This is a genomic window from Comamonas brasiliensis (assembly GCF_018292285.1).
Lineage (GTDB): Bacteria > Pseudomonadota > Gammaproteobacteria > Burkholderiales > Burkholderiaceae_C > Comamonas > Comamonas brasiliensis.
In genome coordinates this window covers 485,525-501,676 of sequence record NZ_JAANES010000004.1, presented here as the reverse complement: position 1 = coordinate 501,676, position 16,152 = coordinate 485,525, and the positions used below count along the sequence as shown (strand labels likewise).

Below are 16,152 nucleotides of genomic sequence, written 5' to 3'. Positions count from 1 at the left end.
ATGGCAGCCATGCAAAGACGTCAATTTCTCAGCCTCGGCGCAGCCCTGCCGCTGGTCTGTCATCTGGGCCAGGGCCTTGCCACACCCTTGCAAAGCAGCTCGCCCCGCTTTCTGCTGGTCTTCCTGCGCGGCGCCTACGATTGCAACAGCCTGCTGGTGCCTACTCATAGCGACTTCTACTATCGGGCCAGGCCCAGCATCGCCATCGCGCGCCCGGGATCGGCCGACGGCGCCCTGGCCCTGACCCCTCAATGGGGGCTGCACCCTGCATTGCAAACCAGTCTGCTGCCTTTGTATGAGCAGGGCCAGGCCTGCTTTGTACCATTTGCGGGCAGCAACGACCTCTCCCGCAGCCATTTCGAAACCCAGGACTCGATCGAGCTGGGACAGCCGCAAGAAGGCGGCAAGAGCTTTCAGAGCGGCTTTCTGAACCGGCTGACCCGGGTGCTGCAAGCCGACAGCCAGAGCCGGACAAGCCTCAGCCCCATGGCGTTTACCGCCCAGTTGCCGCTATGTCTGCGCGGCAGCGCCCAGGTGGCGAATATGGCGCTGGCCTCCGTACGCAAGACGGCCGTCGACGAGCAGCGCAGCCAGATCATTGCCTCCATGTACCAGGGCTCGAGCCTGGAAGTCCCGGTGCGCGAAGGCTTTGCGGTACAGCGTGCCGTGCAGCGCAGCATGCAGGAGGAAATGGACCAGGCCGGGCGCAATGCCATTAGCGCCAAGGGTTTCAGCCTGGTAGCCCAGCGCATGGCCCACCTGATGCGCGAGCAGTTCGACCTCGGCTTTGTCGATATCGGAGGCTGGGACACCCATGTCAACCAGGGAGCCGCCAGTGGCAATCTGGCCAACCGGCTCAGCGATCTGAGCCAGGGCCTGGCGACGTTCGCCGAATCCATGGGAGCCGAGGCCTGGCGCCATACCGTGGTGGCGGTGATCAGCGAGTTCGGCCGCACTTTCCGCGAAAACGGCAACAAGGGCACGGACCACGGCCATGGCACGGCTTACTGGTTTCTCGGCGGCGGCCTGTCGGCCCAGGCCGGCGGCAAGGTGCTTGGCGAGCAGATCGAAGTGACCGAAAAAGCGCTGTTCCAGAACCGCGACTACCCCGTGCTCAACGAATACCGCACCCTGCTCGGCGACCTGTTCGCGCGCATGTACGGCCTGAACGCAGCGCAGCTGCAGCAGATCTTCCCGGCCTCGCAGCCCGGCAGGCTGCAGCTGGTCTAGAACGACTCGCCGCTCTCCATGGCGCGGCGGTGGCGCATCACGAATTCCTGGTAGGTGTCGATACCGCGCAGCTGCAGGATGGCATTGCGCACCGCGGCTTCTACCAGCACGGCGATATTTCGGCCTGCCACCACCTGAATCACCACCTTGCGCACGGGCACGCCCAGCACGTCCTGGGTCAGCGGCTCGGCGGGCAGGCGCTCGTATTCGCGCTCCATGGTTTCCTTGCGCACCAGATGCACGATGAGCTTGAGCCGCATCTTGCGGCGCACCGCCGTCTCGCCAAAGATGGCGCGAATATCGAGCAGGCCGATGCCGCGCACCTCGAGCAGGTTCTGCAGCAGCTCGGGGCATTTGCCTTCGACCGTGGTCTGGTTGATGCGGTACAGATCCACCGCATCGTCGGCCACCAGGCCATTGCCGCGCGTGACCAGCTCCAACCCCAGCTCGCTCTTGCCCAGGCCCGATTCGCCCGTGATCAGCACGCCCATGCCCAAAATATCCATGAACACGCCGTGCATGGTGATGCGATCGGCGAAATGCTTGGACAGATAGGCACGCAGCACGTCGATGACGAAGGCCGACTGCTCCTTGGTAGAGAACAGCGGGATGTGCGCGCGCTCGCACATGGAGATCAGTTCGTCGGGCGCGTCCTGGCCATCGGCCAGGACCAGCACCGGCGGCTCCAGCGTGACGATGCGGGCAATGCGGCGCAGGCAGTCCTGCGAAGTGGCGTTGGTCAGGTAGGCGATTTCACGCTCGCCCAGCACCTGCAACCGGTAGGGGTGGATGTAGTTGAGGTAGCCCACCAGATCGGCGCCCGAGCGGGCCGATCGCACGGCCATCTCGTCGAAGCGGCGCTCGGAAGCACCCAGCCCCGCTATCCACTGCCAGCGCAGGCTGGAATTGCGAAATGCCTCGAACAATACGTCGGCACTGATGGCGCTGGGTCTCATGGCAAGGCCCTGTCAGTCAAAAAGAAGCCAGAACTCAGGCCTGGGAGGTGATGGACGACTGCCAGCTGTCGATCATGCCGTGCAGCTGCTGCGCATCGGTGGACGACTTCAGGCGCTCGCGCAACTGGCTGTCGCTGAGCAGCTCGGCGATCTCGGACAGGATTTCCAGATGCTTTTGCGTCGCCGCTTCGGGCACCAGCAGGAAGATCAGCAGGCCGACCGGCTGCTCGTCAGGCGCGTCGAAGCCGATCGGGCTGGCAAGCTGGAACACCGCCGCCATGGGGGCCGTCAGGCCCTTGATGCGGCCATGGGGAATGGCAACTCCATGCCCCAGACCGGTAGAGCCCAGACGTTCGCGTGCGAACAGGCTATCGGTGATCAGGGCACGAGACAGACCATGCAAGCTCTCAAAGAGCAAACCCGCTTCCTCGAAAGCGCGTTTCTTGCTGGTGACATCAACGCTCACAAGCACTTGAGCGGCGGGAAGGATAGAAGCTAGGCGATTCATGGTGTGATCAACAATTATGCACCGCAGCGCTGAAAACCGTGGGGAAACCCTGATCACCATCAAAAACCGCCCCGTAGGGCGGCACTTTTAGCGTTGTAACAAGGCGACAGCCCTGCAACAAACCGGCGCAAACGCTGGGCTTGCGCCTCGCTTTCATCAACCTGACACCTGCACCAACTGCGAGCCGCCGGAATCCAGTCGCTTGGCTGTGGCACGCGGGCCTTGTTGACGAGTCTTGTAGCGCATCACCACACGGTCGAGTTTGTCGGCCAGGGCGTCCACGGCGGCATAGAGGTCGAAATGCTGCGTCTCCACGAACAAGTCTTGCCCTTTCACGCGCACTGTGCAACCGGCGCGCTGTCGTTTGTCTTTTTCCTTTTGCTTGTGGACTGTGAGCAGCACCTTCACGTCCACGACCTGATCGAAGTGCCTGAGAATGCGTTCCAGCTTGGCCATGACATAGCTGCGCAGCGAGGGAGTGACCTCCAGGTGATGCCCGCTAATCGTCAAATTCATAACAAAACACTCCTTAGCTCTCGGTGAAATCACTGCGGTTTCACAGCGCCTGATGGCTGTGCCGCAGCCTGGCAGTTCGGAATGCGCATTCGTCTTTGCTGTGAATCCACTATGCGCCCGCCCCAGGCCAAAGGCAACGAAATGACCGGGATAGCGCAGGCTCGCCAGGGGCCTTGTTTGACGGTTTGATGACAGCCGGTTTTGACGCCACAATGAGTGGCTTTGGCCCGCATGCAAGGGATACGCCTGCATGCCCCAGGGCCTCGATCGCGGCAGGCGCGCGCTGGCAAAGACCGTGACCGTCCAAACCCCTGCCTGCGCCATTAAAATCGCGTTTTTACGCAGCCGCCTCTCGGGCCTGCGACGCTGGCAGCCCCTTGGGCTTTCAGGCGCCTGCTGACCGACTGCACGCCTGAATTGCCTGACAGCCCCTATCTCGACCATGACCACCCAGCCCTCCGCCCTGCATACCTCCAACATTGCTTCGCTGCCCCTGCTCGCGCGCGGCAAGGTCCGCGACAACTACGCCGTGGGCGATGACCGCATCCTGATGGTGGCCTCGGACCGCCTGTCTGCCTTTGACGTGATCATGGGCGAGCCCATTCCCGGCAAGGGCGTGCTGCTGACGCAGATGGCGCTGTTCTGGTTCGACAAGCTGGGCCATATCTGCCCCAACCACCTGACCGGCGAAGCTCCCGAGTCCGTGGTCAAGCCCGAGGAAGTCAAGCAGGTCGAGGGCCGCTCCATGCTGGTCAAGCGCCTCAAGCCCGTGCTGATCGAAGCCGTGGTGCGCGGCTATCTGGCCGGCAGCGGCTGGAAGGAATACCAGGAATCGCAATCGGTCTGCGGCGTGAAGCTGCCCGCCGGCCTGACCAACGCAGCCAAGCTGCCCGAGCCCATCTACACCCCTGCGGCCAAGGCCGAAATGGGTGATCACGACGAAAACATCACCTACGAGCGCACCGTGGAAATGGTGGGCGAGCAGCTCGCTGCCCAGATCCGCGACACCGCCATCCGCATCTACAAGGAAGCGGCCGAGATCGCGCTGACCAAGGGCATGATCATTGCCGACACCAAGTTCGAGTTCGGCCTGACCGAAGACGGCACTCTGGTGCTGATGGACGAGGTGCTGACCCCCGACAGCTCGCGCTACTGGCCTGTGGAAGGCTACGAGGACGCGCTGGCCAAGGGCGAGAATCCTCCCAGCTACGACAAGCAGTTCGTGCGCGACTGGCTGGAGCAGGCGCAGGTCAACGGCAAGGCCTGGGACAAGAAGGCTCCCGCGCCCCGCCTGCCCAAGGAAGTGATCGACAGGACGGCGGCCAAGTACCGCGAAGCGCTGGATCGCCTGACCGCCTGAGCGATCAGCCCCGAGCAAACAAAAGGCCCCCGGAACCGAAATCCGGGGGCCTTTTTGTTTTGATAGCTGCTTGCGCTTTCAGATAAAGGATTTCAGCTAGAAATAATGCTGAAATCCTTTATTTACATACGCTGGCAGCTATGTTTTTAGTGGTGGTGACCGTTACCGCCGTGCACGTGCTTGTGGGCAATTTCTTCTTCGGAGGCCTCACGCACCTCGTTGACCACCGCGCTGAAGCGCAGCGCGAGGCCGGCCAGAGGGTGGTTGCCGTCCAGCAGCACCACGGGGCCCTTGATCTTCACCACGTTGTAGATCTGGGGCAGGCCCTGGTCATTGGTGCCGCGCAGCTGGCCGCCCACCTTCACGCCCGCAGGGAATTCGCCCTTGGGAATGGTGCGCTTGAGGCTTTCGTCGCGCTCGCCGAAGGCGTCTGCCACGGCCAGGTCCACGGTCACGGTATCGCCTTTTTGCTTGCCGTCCAGAGCGGCTTCGACCTTGGCGAAGATGTTGTCATAGCCGCCGTGCAGATAGGCCACATCGCCCTTGTCCAGCAGTTTGACGGCCACGCCGCCCGCGAGCAGCTCGTGAATCTTGTAGTTGATGGTGACGGCAGTGTCTTTGGTGATGTTCATGACAATGGATTTCGAGTAGGGCGGAGCCTGAACCCGAGTCAGGCATCGCGCAAAGCTGCCATTGTCGACGACTCGGGCTATTCCAGTGTCACGCCCGTGGCCTTAACCACGCCGCGCCATTTGTCCACATCAGCGCGGATCTGCTGCGCAAAGACCTCGGGCCTGCTGGCCACGGGCTCGGCGCCCAGGTTGCGCAGTTGCCGGGTCACCTCGGGGTCGCGCACGGCCTGGGCGACTGCGGTCTGCAGCGTGTCCAGCACCGCCTTGGGCGTTCCCGCAGGCGCCAGCAGGCCGAACCAGCCCGAGACCTCGTAGCCGGGCACGCTTTCGGCGACGGTGGGGATGTCTGCCGCCCCGGGCCAGCGCTGTGCCGTGGTCACGGCCAGCGCCCGCAGCTTGCCGCTGCGCACGAAGGCGATGGTGGACGGCAGGTTGTCGAAGCCGGCCTGTATCTGCCCGCCCATGAGATCGGTGAGCATGGGCGATGCGCCCTTGTAAGGCACATGGGTCATGTCCACGCCGGCCATCATCTTGAGCAGCTCGGCGCTCATGTGCGGAGAGCCGCCTGGACTGGTCGAGCCGAAGTTGATCTGCCCGGGCCTGGCCTTGGCCAGCGCCAGCAACTCGCCCAGGGTGCGCGCGGGGACGCTGGGATGGACCACGATGATGTTGGGCGTGCTCGCCACCACGGTGACGGGCGCGAAGTCCTTGACGGCGTCATAGGGCAGGTTCTTCTGCAGCGCCGAGTTGATGCCGTGCGAGCTGGCCGTTCCCATGACCAGGGTGTAGCCGTCGGCGGCGGCCTGGGCCACGGCCACCGAGCCTATGGCACCGCTGGCGCCGGCCCGGTTCTCGACGACGAAGGGCTGGCGCAGCCGCTCGGACAGCTGGGCCGCCGCCAGCCGCGCGATGATGTCCGTGGTGCCTCCTGCCGGATAGGGCACGACAATGCGCACGGGCTTGGCGGGATAGGCGGGGGCCTGCGCGAAGGCCACGGCCGTGCAGGCCGCCATGGCCAGCGCGGCAGCCACGGCGCGAAACAGATGCGAGGTCATTGCGGTGTCTCCTGGTGGTGTTTTATGGAATATGCGGCGGATGCCCGTACTGGATGTCGGCGCCAGTTCAGCCCGGTGCACGGCGGTGCAGCAGCGGCGCCAGCGCAGCGGGGACGAACAGCTCGAAGCCCAGGATGGCCGCCGACAATGCCTTGCCGTAGTTGTCCACCGACAGGCTGCGCGAGACGCCGCCGCCCAGTGCACCGTGCGCAACGAAGTTCAGCGCGTGCAGGTTATCGGCCTCGTAGCGCAGCACCTCGCCGGTGATGGCCGGGCCATGAAAGGCCTTGAAGCGTTCGGCGCTCAGCTGCTGCTTGAGCAGCGCATAGAGCTCGGGCTCGTAGGCAAACACGGCGATGTTGGAGGTATTGCCCTTGTCGCCCGAGCGCGTATGCGCCACCTGCTCCAGCGGCACCCGGATGTCCTGGTTCATGTCCTGCATGCTTTGCTCCCTGCTCAGCTCGTGAAGTAGTCGATATGCGCTGTCACCTGCTCGCGCGGCACCAGCGAGGACCACACGCCTATCACCTCGCGCGTGCGCTCCTGGTGCGGCACGCGCTTGCCGGTGTGGGCAATCCCCGAGACCGCCATGCCGTCCACTTCGCGCCCCACCTTGACCGCCTCCTCGCGCGACCGGGTGCGTGCCGCCACCCGAACGGCCACTTCATAGGGCTCGGGCGCATTCGCCGGCGTGGCAGCGCCATGCACGGCATTCAGGCCCAGGAAGTCGATGCGTACCTCCTCGGCATCGAGCTTCACGATGCGCAGGCGCTCCTCGAGGATGCGCTTGGCCAGCTGGGCGCGGCGCAGCGCGCCGGGGCCGGCGTAGAAGAACATGTCCTCGCCGATGAAGCCCTCGGTGCACCCCATGGAAACCTTGAGCGTGGGTGTGCGCGGCTTGCCCGTAAGACCCGTCACGCGCACGCGGTCCGGCGCCAGCTGCTCGATGCGGGCCTGCGTGAAGTCGACCACCACATCGGGCGTGATGTAGTTCGCCGGGTCGTGCACCTCATAGAGCATCTGCTCCTTGACAGTCTGCAGGCTGATCATGCCGCCCGTGCCTTCCACCTTGGACAGGGTCACGCCGCCTTCGGCATCGACCTCGGCGATGGGAAAGGCCAGGTTCCAGGGTTCGGGCACGTCCTTGAGGCCCGGGTCCGCAAAATATCCCCCGGTGACCTGGGCCCCGCACTCCATCAGATGGCCTATCGCGCTGCCAGCACCTACGCGCTCGTGGTCCAGCAGGTCCCAGCCGAACTCATGCACCATTGGAGCCAGGAACAGCGAAGGGTCGGCGACGCGGCCCGTGACCACGATCTGCGCACCTTCCGCCAGGGCGTCAACGATGGGAGCGGCCCCGAGATAGGCTTCGGCCGAGATCAGCGAGTGGGCAATGCTCTGCGTGGGGGCACCGGTCTCCAGGATGGTGGGGGCCAGCGACAGCACGCGGTCGGTGATCAGGCTGCCGCCCACGGCCGCCACCTTGACGCCGGTGATGCCCAGCTCGCGCAGCAGCTCGACGATGCGCCGTGCCGCACCCTGCGGGTTGATCCACCCCTGGTTGGAGATGATGCGCGTGCCCTGGCGCATACAGGCAGGCAGCACGGCTCGCATGCGGTCGTCGAGATAGGTGTCGTAGCCCGGGAAGGACGGGTCCCGTCGGGCCCTGACCTGCGCGGCGGAGACCGTGGCCTCGGCCATGGTCTCGAAGCACAGGTAGTCGAGCCGACCACGCTCGGCATTGAGGGCGGCGGGCTCGATCCGGTCGCCCCACCATGCGGCTCCCGCGCCTATGCGCAGGATCTTGCTGTCATTCATTGCGCTTGTCTCCGTTGTTCCCCCAGACCCGGGGTCTGAGACCATTCTGTACAGTCGTTTTTCAAGAGACAACGCATGCGCGCGCACAGCGCATGTGAATCAATTTCACAGGGGGCGAAGACCTTAGATGGACCAGTTCGGCGAGATGACGGTATTCCTGCGCGTGATCGAGGAAGGTAGTTTTTCCGGTGCCGGCAGAAGGCTCGAGCTATCGCCTTCGGCGGTGAGCAAGCTCATCGCGCGCATGGAGGCACGCCTTGGCGTGCGGCTGTTCGAGCGGATTGCCGGAGCCATACGCCTGACCCAGGAAGGCGAGCGCTTTCGCATCGCCAGCCAGCGCGTGGTGCAGGCCATGGAGCAGGCAGAGGCCTGTGTGCGCGTGGCCGATGCCGAAATTTCGGGCACGGTGCGCATCCATACGGCGCTGACCACGGCCAAATACCTGGTGGCGCCGCGCCTGCACCTGCTACTGGACCGGCACCCGCGCCTGCACCTGGACTTCGTCCTCGGCACGGAGCGCGGCGACTTCGTGCGTCAGGGCATAGACGTCGCCATCCACAGCGGCAGGCCTACGGAGCAGACGCTGATCGGCCGCCCGCTGATGCTCAGGCCCTGGGTGATAGCCGCGTCGCCGCAGTACCTCCAGCGTTTCGGCCATCCCGAGCAACCCGAGGATCTGCTGCAGCACCGCTGCCTGAACTTCACCATACGCACGCAGTGGAACCGCTGGACCTTCCATGAGGAAGGCGGGCTCAAGACCATAGACATTCCCAGCCACATCGGCGCCAACCAGGGCGAGCTGTTGCGCAGCCTGGCGTTGCTGGGCCACGGCGTGGTGCGGCTGGCGCACTTCCATATCGCCGCCGACCTGGAGCGCGGAACCCTGCTGCCGCTGCTGCCGCAGTTCCAGGAACGCAGCGAGGACGACCGCTTCTACCTGCTGTATCCGCGCGGCAGATCCCTGGCGCCGCGCGTGCGCGCCGTGGTGGATTTCCTCGCGGGAGAGTTTGGCTGAGCGGGTTTCACGCCAGGCATTGGCGCGCACAGTCGAGCAGGCTGCGCGCCCAGCGCGCGCGGGCCGAGGTATTGAGCCACAGCAGGCCGACCTTGCGTGCGTCCGGGGCGTGGTCGCCGGTGCCGCCAGACCCGTTGCCCGCTCCCGGCAGCGCCAGCGCGCACACCTCGCGCCCCTGGGCAAGCACGCTGCCAATGTCGGGCACCAGGCCTACGCCCAGGCCCTGGTCGACCATCATGGCCACGGCCAGCACCGAGTTGAGTTCCATGCGCTCCACGGGGACTATGCCCTGGGCCTTGAGGTAGCGGTCGGCCAGGCGCCCGCCGGCCAGCGCACGGTCATAGCGCACCAGGGGACGGCTGCGCAGCAACTCCAGCGGGTCCTGACGCGCGTCCTCGCGGCGGCACAGCACGACCAGGGGTTCCTCGCGCAGTTCGGCCCAGCAGACGGTCTTGGGCAGGTCGAAGGAGGGCTTGAGGCAGATCAGCACGTCGAGCTCGGACTGCACCAGGGCGGTGTACAGCTCCGGCGTGAGCCCGGCACGCACGCTGATGCGCACCTGCTCATGGCGGGCCACAAAGGCCTGCAGGACGGCAGGCAGAAAGCCGTGCAGGGCCGTGTTCACCGTGCCCAGGCGCAGCTCGCCGCCGTCGGCGTCGCCCAGCACCCATTCGCGCAGGCCGTCGAAGTCCTGCAGCAGCCGTTGCCCGCGCTCGAACAGGCGCTCGCCGGCCGCAGTGGCGCGCACGCTGCGGCCATGGCGCACCAGCAAGGGTGCGCCGAGCGCGGCTTCAAGCACGCGCATCTGCTGGGCGATGGCCGAGGGACTGAGGTCGAGCTGGCGCGCGGCTTCGGACATGGAGCCGGTCTGCACGACGCGCAAGAAATTGTGTATGTACTTGACGTCCATCTCACACATTTTCTTCAAACAAATGCCAGCCGCAAGCCCTGTTTTCGAGAGCGTGCCTGGACCACACTGCGGACAACGAACTGACAAGGAGACAAAAAATGCGTGAGCCCGATTTCCTCAGCCGCCGCCGGTGGCTGTCCACCGCAGCGGCCAGTCTGGGCGCTGCCGCCCTGCCCGCCTTCGCCCAGCGTCGCAGCACGCGCATCGTCGTGCCTTTTGCGCCCGGCGGCGGCAACGATGTGCTGGCACGGCAGATGGCGTACGGCCTCAACGACTCCCTGGGCTACGGCATGATCGTGGAGAACAAGGCCGGCGCGGGCGGCAATCTGGGTACGGAAATGGTGGTTCGCGCTCCCGCCGACGGCAGCATCTTCCTGCTCGGCCATACGGGCACGGTGTCCATCAACCCCTCGCTCTACCCGGGCCTCAAGTTCAATGCCTCCACCGATCTGCAGCCGGTGGCCATGTTCGCCTCCTCGGCCTTGCTGCTGGTGGTTCCGGCCGCGTCTCCCGCCCGGAACGTGGCCCAGCTGGCCGAGCTGCTGCGCCGCCGCAGCGGCGAGCTCAACTACGCGTCCAGCGGCTCGGGCACGGGCGGCCACCTCACGGGCGAGATGTTCGCCCATGCCCTGGGCGCCAAGGCCATCCACGTGCCGTACAAGGGCACCGCACCATCGCTGACCGATCTGGTCGGCGGCAATGTGGACTTCAGCTTCGGCGTGATCCCGGCGGCCATGGCCCTGGTCAAGGCCGGCAAGCTGCGCGCCCTGGCCGTGACCGGCGCCAAGCGCCAGCCCCAGCTGCCCGACGTACCCACGGTGGCCGAGTCCGGCGTGCCGGCCCTGGCGGATTTCGAGAGCTCGCTGACCTATGGCGTGCTGGCCCCCAAGGGCACGACGCAGGAGACCGTCGCCACGCTGGGACGCGACATCCTCAAGGTGGCGGCTTCCGGCAGCTTCCAGTCCCGCCTGGAGGTGGAAGGGGCTGTGCCGCTGCTGGGCGACAGCAGGCAGTACGCAGCCCGCATCCGCCAGGAAAGCAGCAAGTGGGCGGCGGTGATCAAGGCATCGGGAGCCACGGCCTGAGGCCGGCGCAAACATCATGACTCTGGTGAACGACTATCTGGGCCCGGCCGGCGGAGGCGCCTGGTTTTCCGATGCGCAGTGGCTGCAGGCACTGCTGCGCTTCGAGTCCGGCCTGGCCCGGGCACAAGCCGATTGCGGACTGATTCCGGAGTCTGCGGCTCAGGCCATTGCCAGCGCCTGCGCGCAGGCGCCCCTGGACCGCGACCGCATTGCAGAACAGGCACGCGCCAGCGGTGCGCTGGGCCTGGCCCTGGTCAAGCCGCTGCAGCAGTGGCTGCAGGCCCATGCCCCCCAGGGCCTGCCCTGGCTGCACTGGGGCGCGACCACGCAGGATGCCGTGGACACAGCCAGCGCCCTGCTCACCCAGCAGGCGCTGCTGGCCCTGCTGGCCGAGTTGCAGGCCCTGGTCGACGCATTGCTGGATCTGGCCGCGCGGCATGCGGCCACGCCCATGCTGGCGCGCAGCCTGCTGCAGCCCGCGCAGATCACGAGCTTCGGCCTCAAATGCGCACAGTCGGCCGCGGCCCTGCAACGCAGCATCGACCAGCTTTCGCAGCTGGCGCCCCAGGCCTTGTGCGTGCAGCTGGGCGGTGCCGTGGGCAATGGCGCGACCCTGGGCACGCACAGGCTGGCGGTGGAGCAGGCGCTGGCGCAGCACCTGGGCCTCAAGGCCTGCGGCCACAGCTGGCATACGCAGCGCGACAGCTGGATGCGCCTGGCCATGGAAGTGGCCGTGTGCTGCGGCAGCCTGTCCAAGCTCGCGCGCGACTGGTCGCTGATGTCGCAGTACGAGGTCGCAGAGATCAGCGAGGCCGCGCGCGGCAGCACTTCCAGCGCCATGCCGCACAAGCGCAATCCCGTGCACTGCATGCAGGCCGTGGCCCAGACCCAGGCCGTGCCGCCGCTGGCCGCCCTGCTGCTGGGCTGCATGGCCCAGGCCCATGAGCGCGCGCTGGGTGAATGGCAGGCGGAAGTCGCCCACTGGCCCGAGCTGTGGCGCCACGCTCATGGCGCGGCCGCCGCACTGCGCCAGGCCGCGCAGACGCTGCAGGTCCACCCGCAGCGCATGCTGGCTCATGTGGCCGGTCTGCGGGGCCTGGTGTTTTCGGAAGCCTGCGTGCATGCCCTGGCGCCCTTCATCGGCAAACATGAAGCCCTGGCCGCCGTGGAGCAGCTCGCCCCCCTGGCGCTGGAGCAGCAGCGCGAGCTGCAGGAGCTGCTCATGGAATGGGTTGCCAGCCGCACGGCACCCGAACTCACCACCGAACAACTGCCGGCGCTGTGCCGCGCGCTATCCCAGGCCTGCGACCCGCAGCAGGCCGTACAGGCTTCGCAACGTGAATGCCTGGCCCTCCTGGCCAGCCGTTCGCCAACCCCAATGGAAGAAAGCCCTGCCCATGCAGAACAAGCCCAACCCTGCCTCTGAAGCCGCCGACAGCCTGCAGCGCGGCCTGGTCAATCGCCGCCGCGTGCTGGGCAATGCCTGGGTGGACCGGTCCGTGGAGAACGCGAATGTGCTCAATGTGGAGTTCCAGCGCATGATCACCGCCTATGCCTGGGACGGCATCTGGAGCCGCCCGGGCCTGGAGCGCCGAACGCGCCGCATCATGGTGCTGGCCATCACGGCGGCCATGGGGCGCTGGGAGGAGTTCGAGCTGCACATACGCACGGGACTGCAGGCCGACCCGGCCGACAGCGAGGCCGCGCCGCTGGACCTGGACACCATCCGCGAGGTGCTGTTGCAGACCGCCGTCTATGCCGGCGTGCCTGCGGGCAACACCGGCATGGCGGTCACGCTCAAGGTGCTCGGGGAGCTGGGGCGCATGCCTGAGGCCGCGAGCTTCGCCCCCTGAGCCTGGTCTTAGCGGGCCAGAGGCGGCTGCTCGTCGATGTCCGAGCCCGGGTAGCGCGCAAAGCGGCGGTTCTCGACGCCATGCACCGGGTCGTTGTCCTTCCAGGGCCAGCCGCCGAACTGGGTGCGGCGGTAGTCCTGCATGGCCTGCATAATCTCCTCCTGCGTGTTCATCACGAAGGGGCCGTACTGCGCCACCTTCTCGCCAATCGGCTTGCCCTGCAGCAGCACCACCTCTGCGCTGACATCGCCGGTGTTGACCAGCTCCAGATCGCTCTGCGCATCGACATGCATGGCCAGATGCCCGTTCACGGCTTCGCCAGCCACGGTCATGCTCTTGCCCACAAAGAAGTAGAGCATGCGATGGGTTTCAGGGCCTGTGGCCTTCGGCATGGTCCAGCGGGCGCCGGGCTCCAGCTCCAGCGTCCAGATGGCCACGTCGCTGTCGGCCTGGGAGGCCCAGGACTCGGGCGGTGGCGGCAGGGCCGGATCCGCGCCGTCCAGGGCTCCTGCCACCACCGTGACGGTGGTGTTGCGGCCCGCCGCATCGCTGAAGCTCAGGCGCGGAATCTGCTCGTTCCAGAACATGGTGAAGTGGGGCTCCACCATCTTGTTCCTCGCAGGCAGGTTCAGCCAGATCTGGAACAGCTCCAGCGGATTGGGCTGGTCGCTGCTCAGCAGCGGAAACATCTCCGAGTGCTGGATGCCCTTGCCGGCCGTGAGCCACTGCACATCGCCGCCGCCGAAACGCGCTGCAGCACCCAGCGAGTCCGCATGATCGATGCGGCCCTTGCGCACCAGTGTCACGGTCTCGAAGCCGCGATGCGGGTGGCCCGGGAAGCCCGGAATCGGCTCGCCGTGGTACATCGAAAAGCCATTCCGCGCGCTGAAATCGCTGCCCATCTCGCGGCCCTCGAACTCCACGGCCTGCACGCCCATCTTGCCGTTGCTGGCCGGATAGCTGTCATCGTGGTGAGCGCAGAACAGAAACGGATCCAGGCAGGGCCAGCGCGGCCCCAGCGGGGCGCTTTCCAGAATGGGGGGGCGATTCGTGGTCATTGAATTCTCCTCTTGAGAGGCCGCTGCCAGCTGCAGGGCCTGAAGTCTCGAAGATAAGGCCAGCCCACGGGTTTGAAAGACATCACCGCTGGGACAGTACTTGCCGCTTTTGCAACAACGGCAAGCCTGTCTGCCCGAGCCGGCACTCAGCCGCGCGGCGGAACGTTCAGGCCTTTTTGCGTCGCCGGGCGGGCCACGAAGGCCTTGAGCACACGCTGCAGCTCGGGAAACCCGCTCCAGCCCACCAGCTCGGAGGCGTTGTAGCCGTTTTCGTCGACCATATTGCGCACCCAGGGCCAGATGGCGATGTCGGCGATGGTGATCTGCTCGCCCATGATCCACTCGCGGCCCTGCATGCGCTGCTCCAGCACGCCCAGCAGGCGCTTCGATTCATTGACATAGCGGTCACGCGGGCGCTTGTCCTCGAAGTCCTTGCCCGCGAACTTGTGGAAGAAGCCGACCTGACCGAACATGGGCCCCACGCCGCCCATCTGGAACATCAGCCACTGCAGCGTCTCGTAGCGCGCTGCAGGGTCTGCGGGCAGCAGCGGGCTGCCGCTCTTCTCGGCCAGATAGATCAGGATGGCCGCCGACTCGAACAAGGCCAGCGGCTTTCCGCCCGGGCCTTGCGGGTCGATGATGGCGGGAATCTTGTTGTTGGGGAAAGTGCCGACAAACTCTGGTGTGAGCTGGTCATTGGTCTGGAAGCTGACCAGGTGCGCCTCGTAGGGCAGCTGCATTTCCTCCAGCGCAATCGATACCTTCACGCCGTTGGGGGTGGGCAGCGAGTACAGCTGGATGCGCTCGGGGTGCTGCGCGGGCCATTTGCGGGTCACGGAAAAATCGGCGAGGACTTGGGGTTGCGTCATGGGTTTCCTTCGGAGCGTGTTGGCAATCTCTGCAGCCCCGCAAGGGGGTGGCGGCGTGGCCTGGCAAGCCACGACACAGAGCTCCCGAGCATCCTAACGGTTGTCATGCGGCCTTGCAGGCAGCGCTGCCGATGGCTGGGATGGCCAGATGCGGGTACGCAGATTCCCTCATCGAAGACGGCGCTTCAGCGGGTGATATTGGGTGCTTACAAGAAGTGAACACGGAGATATGACATGCATCAGCTTCCTGGCAGGCCCGATTCTTTTTTCAGCGGCGCAAAGACGCCTGCCTGCGCTTTGCTGAGCCGGCGACAAGTGCTGGGCCTAGGCGCTACCGCGCTGGCTGCAGGGCTGATGCTGGCCAGTGGTGCGACCGCTGCCGCAGGCTTTCCGGAGCGCGCCGTGACGGTCGTCGTGCCGTATTCGCCGGCCGGAGGCGTGGACATCGTGACCAGGCTGGTCACCACGCCCATGGCGGAGTTTCTGGGTCAGTCCATCGTGGTGGAAAACAAGCCCGGAGGCGGCACGAATATCGGCATGGCGACAGTGGCACGCTCCGCGCCCAATGGCTATACGCTGCTGACGGCCTCGAACACGCTGACCACCAACAAGGCGCTGTACTCCAAGCTCAGCTTCGACCCCGCGACCGACCTGATTCCGGTGGGGCGCATCGGCGAGGCGCCACTGGTGGTCGTGGTCAACGCCAAGTCACCGTACAAAAGCCTGGCCGAACTGATTGCAGCGGGCAAGGCCAAGCCCGGCGCCCTGTCCTATGGCACGGCAGGCGTGGGCAGTTCGGGCCATATGGCGAGTGCCTTGCTGGAAAAAGCCGGGCAGTTCAAGGGCGTCCATATTCCCTACAAGGGCGGCTCCACCGCCGTGACGGATCTGCTGGGCGGGCGTCTGGACTTCATGGCGATCAACCCGCTGGAAGTCGCGGGCCATGTGAACAGCGGCAACCTGCGCGCACTGGCGGTGCTCAACAAGAATGGCTCGCGCCTGCTGCCCCAGGTGCCTACCGCGCGCTCCCTGGGCGTGGATGTGCAAGCCACCGTGTGGTGGGGCCTGGTAGCACCCAAGGGAACGCCCGAGGCCGTGATCCAGACGCTGAACGCTGCACTCAACAAGGCGCTGACCACGCCTGCGGTCACCCAGACGCTGGCCGATATGGGTGCCACGCCCCTGGGGGGAACACCGGCTCAGTTCGGCAGCTTCATCCAGGCCGAAACCCGGGAACTCGGCGACGTCATCCGAGCCGCCGATATTCGCGCGGACTGATGCCGGCGA

General features: G+C 65.9%; 17 protein-coding genes. 7 read left to right on the top strand and 10 right to left on the bottom strand.

Going from position 1 to position 16,152, the window contains the following annotated elements:
* Positions 1–9 precede the first annotated feature (9 nt).
* Positions 10–1,230, top strand: a complete 1,221-nt coding sequence (locus DJFAAGMI_RS18750; RefSeq protein ID WP_211458273.1) for a DUF1501 domain-containing protein — start codon at positions 10–12, stop codon at positions 1,228–1,230.
* On the opposite strand, the gene hprK is transcribed toward DJFAAGMI_RS18750, so the two are convergent.
* From hprK to hpf, 3 genes are all read right to left on the bottom strand, one after another.
* A complete protein-coding gene (gene hprK, locus DJFAAGMI_RS18745) occupies positions 1,227–2,186 on the bottom strand; it encodes an HPr(Ser) kinase/phosphatase (protein WP_003060345.1) in 960 nt (319 codons plus the stop codon). The two genes, DJFAAGMI_RS18750 and hprK, sit on opposite strands and share 4 nt — an antisense overlap.
* Positions 2,187–2,220: 34 nt before the next feature.
* Positions 2,221–2,694 carry a PTS sugar transporter subunit IIA gene (locus DJFAAGMI_RS18740; protein WP_003060344.1) on the bottom strand — a complete coding sequence of 158 codons (474 nt, stop codon included), beginning with the start codon at positions 2,692–2,694 and terminating at the stop codon, positions 2,221–2,223.
* A 156-nt stretch (positions 2,695–2,850) separates the two neighbouring features.
* Positions 2,851–3,210, bottom strand: a complete 360-nt coding sequence (gene hpf / locus DJFAAGMI_RS18735) for a ribosome hibernation-promoting factor, HPF/YfiA family (protein ID WP_211458272.1) — start codon at positions 3,208–3,210, stop codon at positions 2,851–2,853.
* A gap of 442 nt (positions 3,211–3,652) precedes the next feature.
* Here hpf and DJFAAGMI_RS18730 point away from each other — a divergent pair, with 442 nt between their 5' ends.
* Entirely contained in the window at positions 3,653–4,570 is a 918-nt protein-coding gene (locus DJFAAGMI_RS18730) for a phosphoribosylaminoimidazolesuccinocarboxamide synthase (protein ID WP_003067010.1), read from the top strand.
* Between the two features lie 146 nt (positions 4,571–4,716).
* Here DJFAAGMI_RS18730 and DJFAAGMI_RS18725 read toward each other — a convergent pair whose 3' ends face one another.
* The 4 genes from DJFAAGMI_RS18725 to DJFAAGMI_RS18710 all read right to left on the bottom strand — a co-directional run bounded on the left by DJFAAGMI_RS18725 (position 4,717) and on the right by DJFAAGMI_RS18710 (position 8,075).
* Positions 4,717–5,202, bottom strand: a complete 486-nt coding sequence (locus DJFAAGMI_RS18725; RefSeq protein ID WP_211458271.1) for an FKBP-type peptidyl-prolyl cis-trans isomerase — start codon at positions 5,200–5,202, stop codon at positions 4,717–4,719.
* A 77-nt stretch (positions 5,203–5,279) separates the two neighbouring features.
* A complete protein-coding gene (locus DJFAAGMI_RS18720; protein ID WP_211458270.1) occupies positions 5,280–6,257 on the bottom strand; it encodes a Bug family tripartite tricarboxylate transporter substrate binding protein in 978 nt (325 codons plus the stop codon).
* Positions 6,258–6,324: 67 nt separating this feature from the next.
* Positions 6,325–6,699: an AtuA-related protein gene (locus DJFAAGMI_RS18715; protein WP_211458269.1), complete on the bottom strand. Its 375-nt coding sequence runs from the start codon at positions 6,697–6,699 to the stop codon at positions 6,325–6,327.
* Between the two features lie 14 nt (positions 6,700–6,713).
* A complete protein-coding gene (locus tag DJFAAGMI_RS18710) occupies positions 6,714–8,075 on the bottom strand; it encodes an acyclic terpene utilization AtuA family protein (RefSeq protein ID WP_211458268.1) in 1,362 nt (453 codons plus the stop codon).
* A 127-nt stretch (positions 8,076–8,202) separates the two neighbouring features.
* On the opposite strand from DJFAAGMI_RS18710, the gene DJFAAGMI_RS18705 reads away from it, so the two are divergent.
* On the top strand, positions 8,203–9,090 hold the full coding sequence (locus tag DJFAAGMI_RS18705; protein WP_211458267.1) for a LysR family transcriptional regulator: 888 nt from the start codon (positions 8,203–8,205) through the stop codon (positions 9,088–9,090).
* A 7-nt stretch (positions 9,091–9,097) separates the two neighbouring features.
* Here the strand turns inward: DJFAAGMI_RS18705 and DJFAAGMI_RS18700 are convergent, their stop codons facing one another.
* The gene (locus tag DJFAAGMI_RS18700) at positions 9,098–10,000 is read right to left on the bottom strand and encodes a LysR family transcriptional regulator (protein ID WP_419095618.1); all 903 of its coding nucleotides are present in this window, start codon (positions 9,998–10,000) and stop codon (positions 9,098–9,100) included.
* Between the two features lie 98 nt (positions 10,001–10,098).
* Here DJFAAGMI_RS18700 and DJFAAGMI_RS18695 point away from each other — a divergent pair, with 98 nt between their 5' ends.
* From DJFAAGMI_RS18695 to DJFAAGMI_RS18685, 3 genes are read left to right on the top strand one after another with little or no spacing between them, the layout of a single operon-like run.
* Positions 10,099–11,085: a Bug family tripartite tricarboxylate transporter substrate binding protein gene (locus tag DJFAAGMI_RS18695; RefSeq protein ID WP_211458266.1), complete on the top strand. Its 987-nt coding sequence runs from the start codon at positions 10,099–10,101 to the stop codon at positions 11,083–11,085.
* 16 nt (positions 11,086–11,101) lie between these two features.
* The gene (locus tag DJFAAGMI_RS18690; RefSeq protein WP_211458265.1) at positions 11,102–12,511 is read left to right on the top strand and encodes a lyase family protein; all 1,410 of its coding nucleotides are present in this window, start codon (positions 11,102–11,104) and stop codon (positions 12,509–12,511) included.
* Positions 12,483–12,938 carry a carboxymuconolactone decarboxylase family protein gene (locus tag DJFAAGMI_RS18685; protein ID WP_211458264.1) on the top strand — a complete coding sequence of 152 codons (456 nt, stop codon included), beginning with the start codon at positions 12,483–12,485 and terminating at the stop codon, positions 12,936–12,938. Before DJFAAGMI_RS18690 ends, DJFAAGMI_RS18685 begins: the two co-directional genes overlap by 29 nt.
* 8 nt (positions 12,939–12,946) lie before the next feature.
* On the opposite strand, the gene DJFAAGMI_RS18680 is transcribed toward DJFAAGMI_RS18685, so the two are convergent.
* Both DJFAAGMI_RS18680 and DJFAAGMI_RS18675 read right to left on the bottom strand, forming a co-directional pair.
* Positions 12,947–13,996 carry a pirin family protein gene (locus tag DJFAAGMI_RS18680; RefSeq protein WP_211458263.1) on the bottom strand — a complete coding sequence of 350 codons (1,050 nt, stop codon included), beginning with the start codon at positions 13,994–13,996 and terminating at the stop codon, positions 12,947–12,949.
* 146 nt (positions 13,997–14,142) lie between these two features.
* Positions 14,143–14,865, bottom strand: coding sequence for a glutathione binding-like protein (locus DJFAAGMI_RS18675; protein ID WP_211458262.1), 723 nt, complete (start codon positions 14,863–14,865; stop codon positions 14,143–14,145).
* Between the two features lie 234 nt (positions 14,866–15,099).
* On the opposite strand from DJFAAGMI_RS18675, the gene DJFAAGMI_RS18670 reads away from it, so the two are divergent.
* Positions 15,100–16,143: a Bug family tripartite tricarboxylate transporter substrate binding protein gene (locus DJFAAGMI_RS18670; RefSeq protein WP_211458261.1), complete on the top strand. Its 1,044-nt coding sequence runs from the start codon at positions 15,100–15,102 to the stop codon at positions 16,141–16,143.
* Positions 16,144–16,152 lie beyond the last annotated feature (9 nt).

Coding starts and splice junctions, on each gene's coding strand:
- DJFAAGMI_RS18750 (WP_211458273.1), top strand. CDS start 10: ATGCAAAGACGTCAATTTCTCAGCCTCGGCGCAGCCCTGCCGCTGGTC.
- hprK (WP_003060345.1), bottom strand. CDS start 2,186: ATGAGACCCAGCGCCATCAGTGCCGACGTATTGTTCGAGGCATTTCGC.
- DJFAAGMI_RS18740 (WP_003060344.1), bottom strand. CDS start 2,694: ATGAATCGCCTAGCTTCTATCCTTCCCGCCGCTCAAGTGCTTGTGAGC.
- hpf (WP_211458272.1), bottom strand. CDS start 3,210: ATGAATTTGACGATTAGCGGGCATCACCTGGAGGTCACTCCCTCGCTG.
- DJFAAGMI_RS18730 (WP_003067010.1), top strand. CDS start 3,653: ATGACCACCCAGCCCTCCGCCCTGCATACCTCCAACATTGCTTCGCTG.
- DJFAAGMI_RS18725 (WP_211458271.1), bottom strand. CDS start 5,202: ATGAACATCACCAAAGACACTGCCGTCACCATCAACTACAAGATTCAC.
- DJFAAGMI_RS18720 (WP_211458270.1), bottom strand. CDS start 6,257: ATGACCTCGCATCTGTTTCGCGCCGTGGCTGCCGCGCTGGCCATGGCG.
- DJFAAGMI_RS18715 (WP_211458269.1), bottom strand. CDS start 6,699: ATGCAGGACATGAACCAGGACATCCGGGTGCCGCTGGAGCAGGTGGCG.
- DJFAAGMI_RS18710 (WP_211458268.1), bottom strand. CDS start 8,075: ATGAATGACAGCAAGATCCTGCGCATAGGCGCGGGAGCCGCATGGTGG.
- DJFAAGMI_RS18705 (WP_211458267.1), top strand. CDS start 8,203: ATGGACCAGTTCGGCGAGATGACGGTATTCCTGCGCGTGATCGAGGAA.
- DJFAAGMI_RS18700 (WP_419095618.1), bottom strand. CDS start 10,000: ATGGACGTCAAGTACATACACAATTTCTTGCGCGTCGTGCAGACCGGC.
- DJFAAGMI_RS18695 (WP_211458266.1), top strand. CDS start 10,099: ATGCGTGAGCCCGATTTCCTCAGCCGCCGCCGGTGGCTGTCCACCGCA.
- DJFAAGMI_RS18690 (WP_211458265.1), top strand. CDS start 11,102: ATGACTCTGGTGAACGACTATCTGGGCCCGGCCGGCGGAGGCGCCTGG.
- DJFAAGMI_RS18685 (WP_211458264.1), top strand. CDS start 12,483: ATGCAGAACAAGCCCAACCCTGCCTCTGAAGCCGCCGACAGCCTGCAG.
- DJFAAGMI_RS18680 (WP_211458263.1), bottom strand. CDS start 13,996: ATGACCACGAATCGCCCCCCCATTCTGGAAAGCGCCCCGCTGGGGCCG.
- DJFAAGMI_RS18675 (WP_211458262.1), bottom strand. CDS start 14,865: ATGACGCAACCCCAAGTCCTCGCCGATTTTTCCGTGACCCGCAAATGG.
- DJFAAGMI_RS18670 (WP_211458261.1), top strand. CDS start 15,100: ATGCATCAGCTTCCTGGCAGGCCCGATTCTTTTTTCAGCGGCGCAAAG.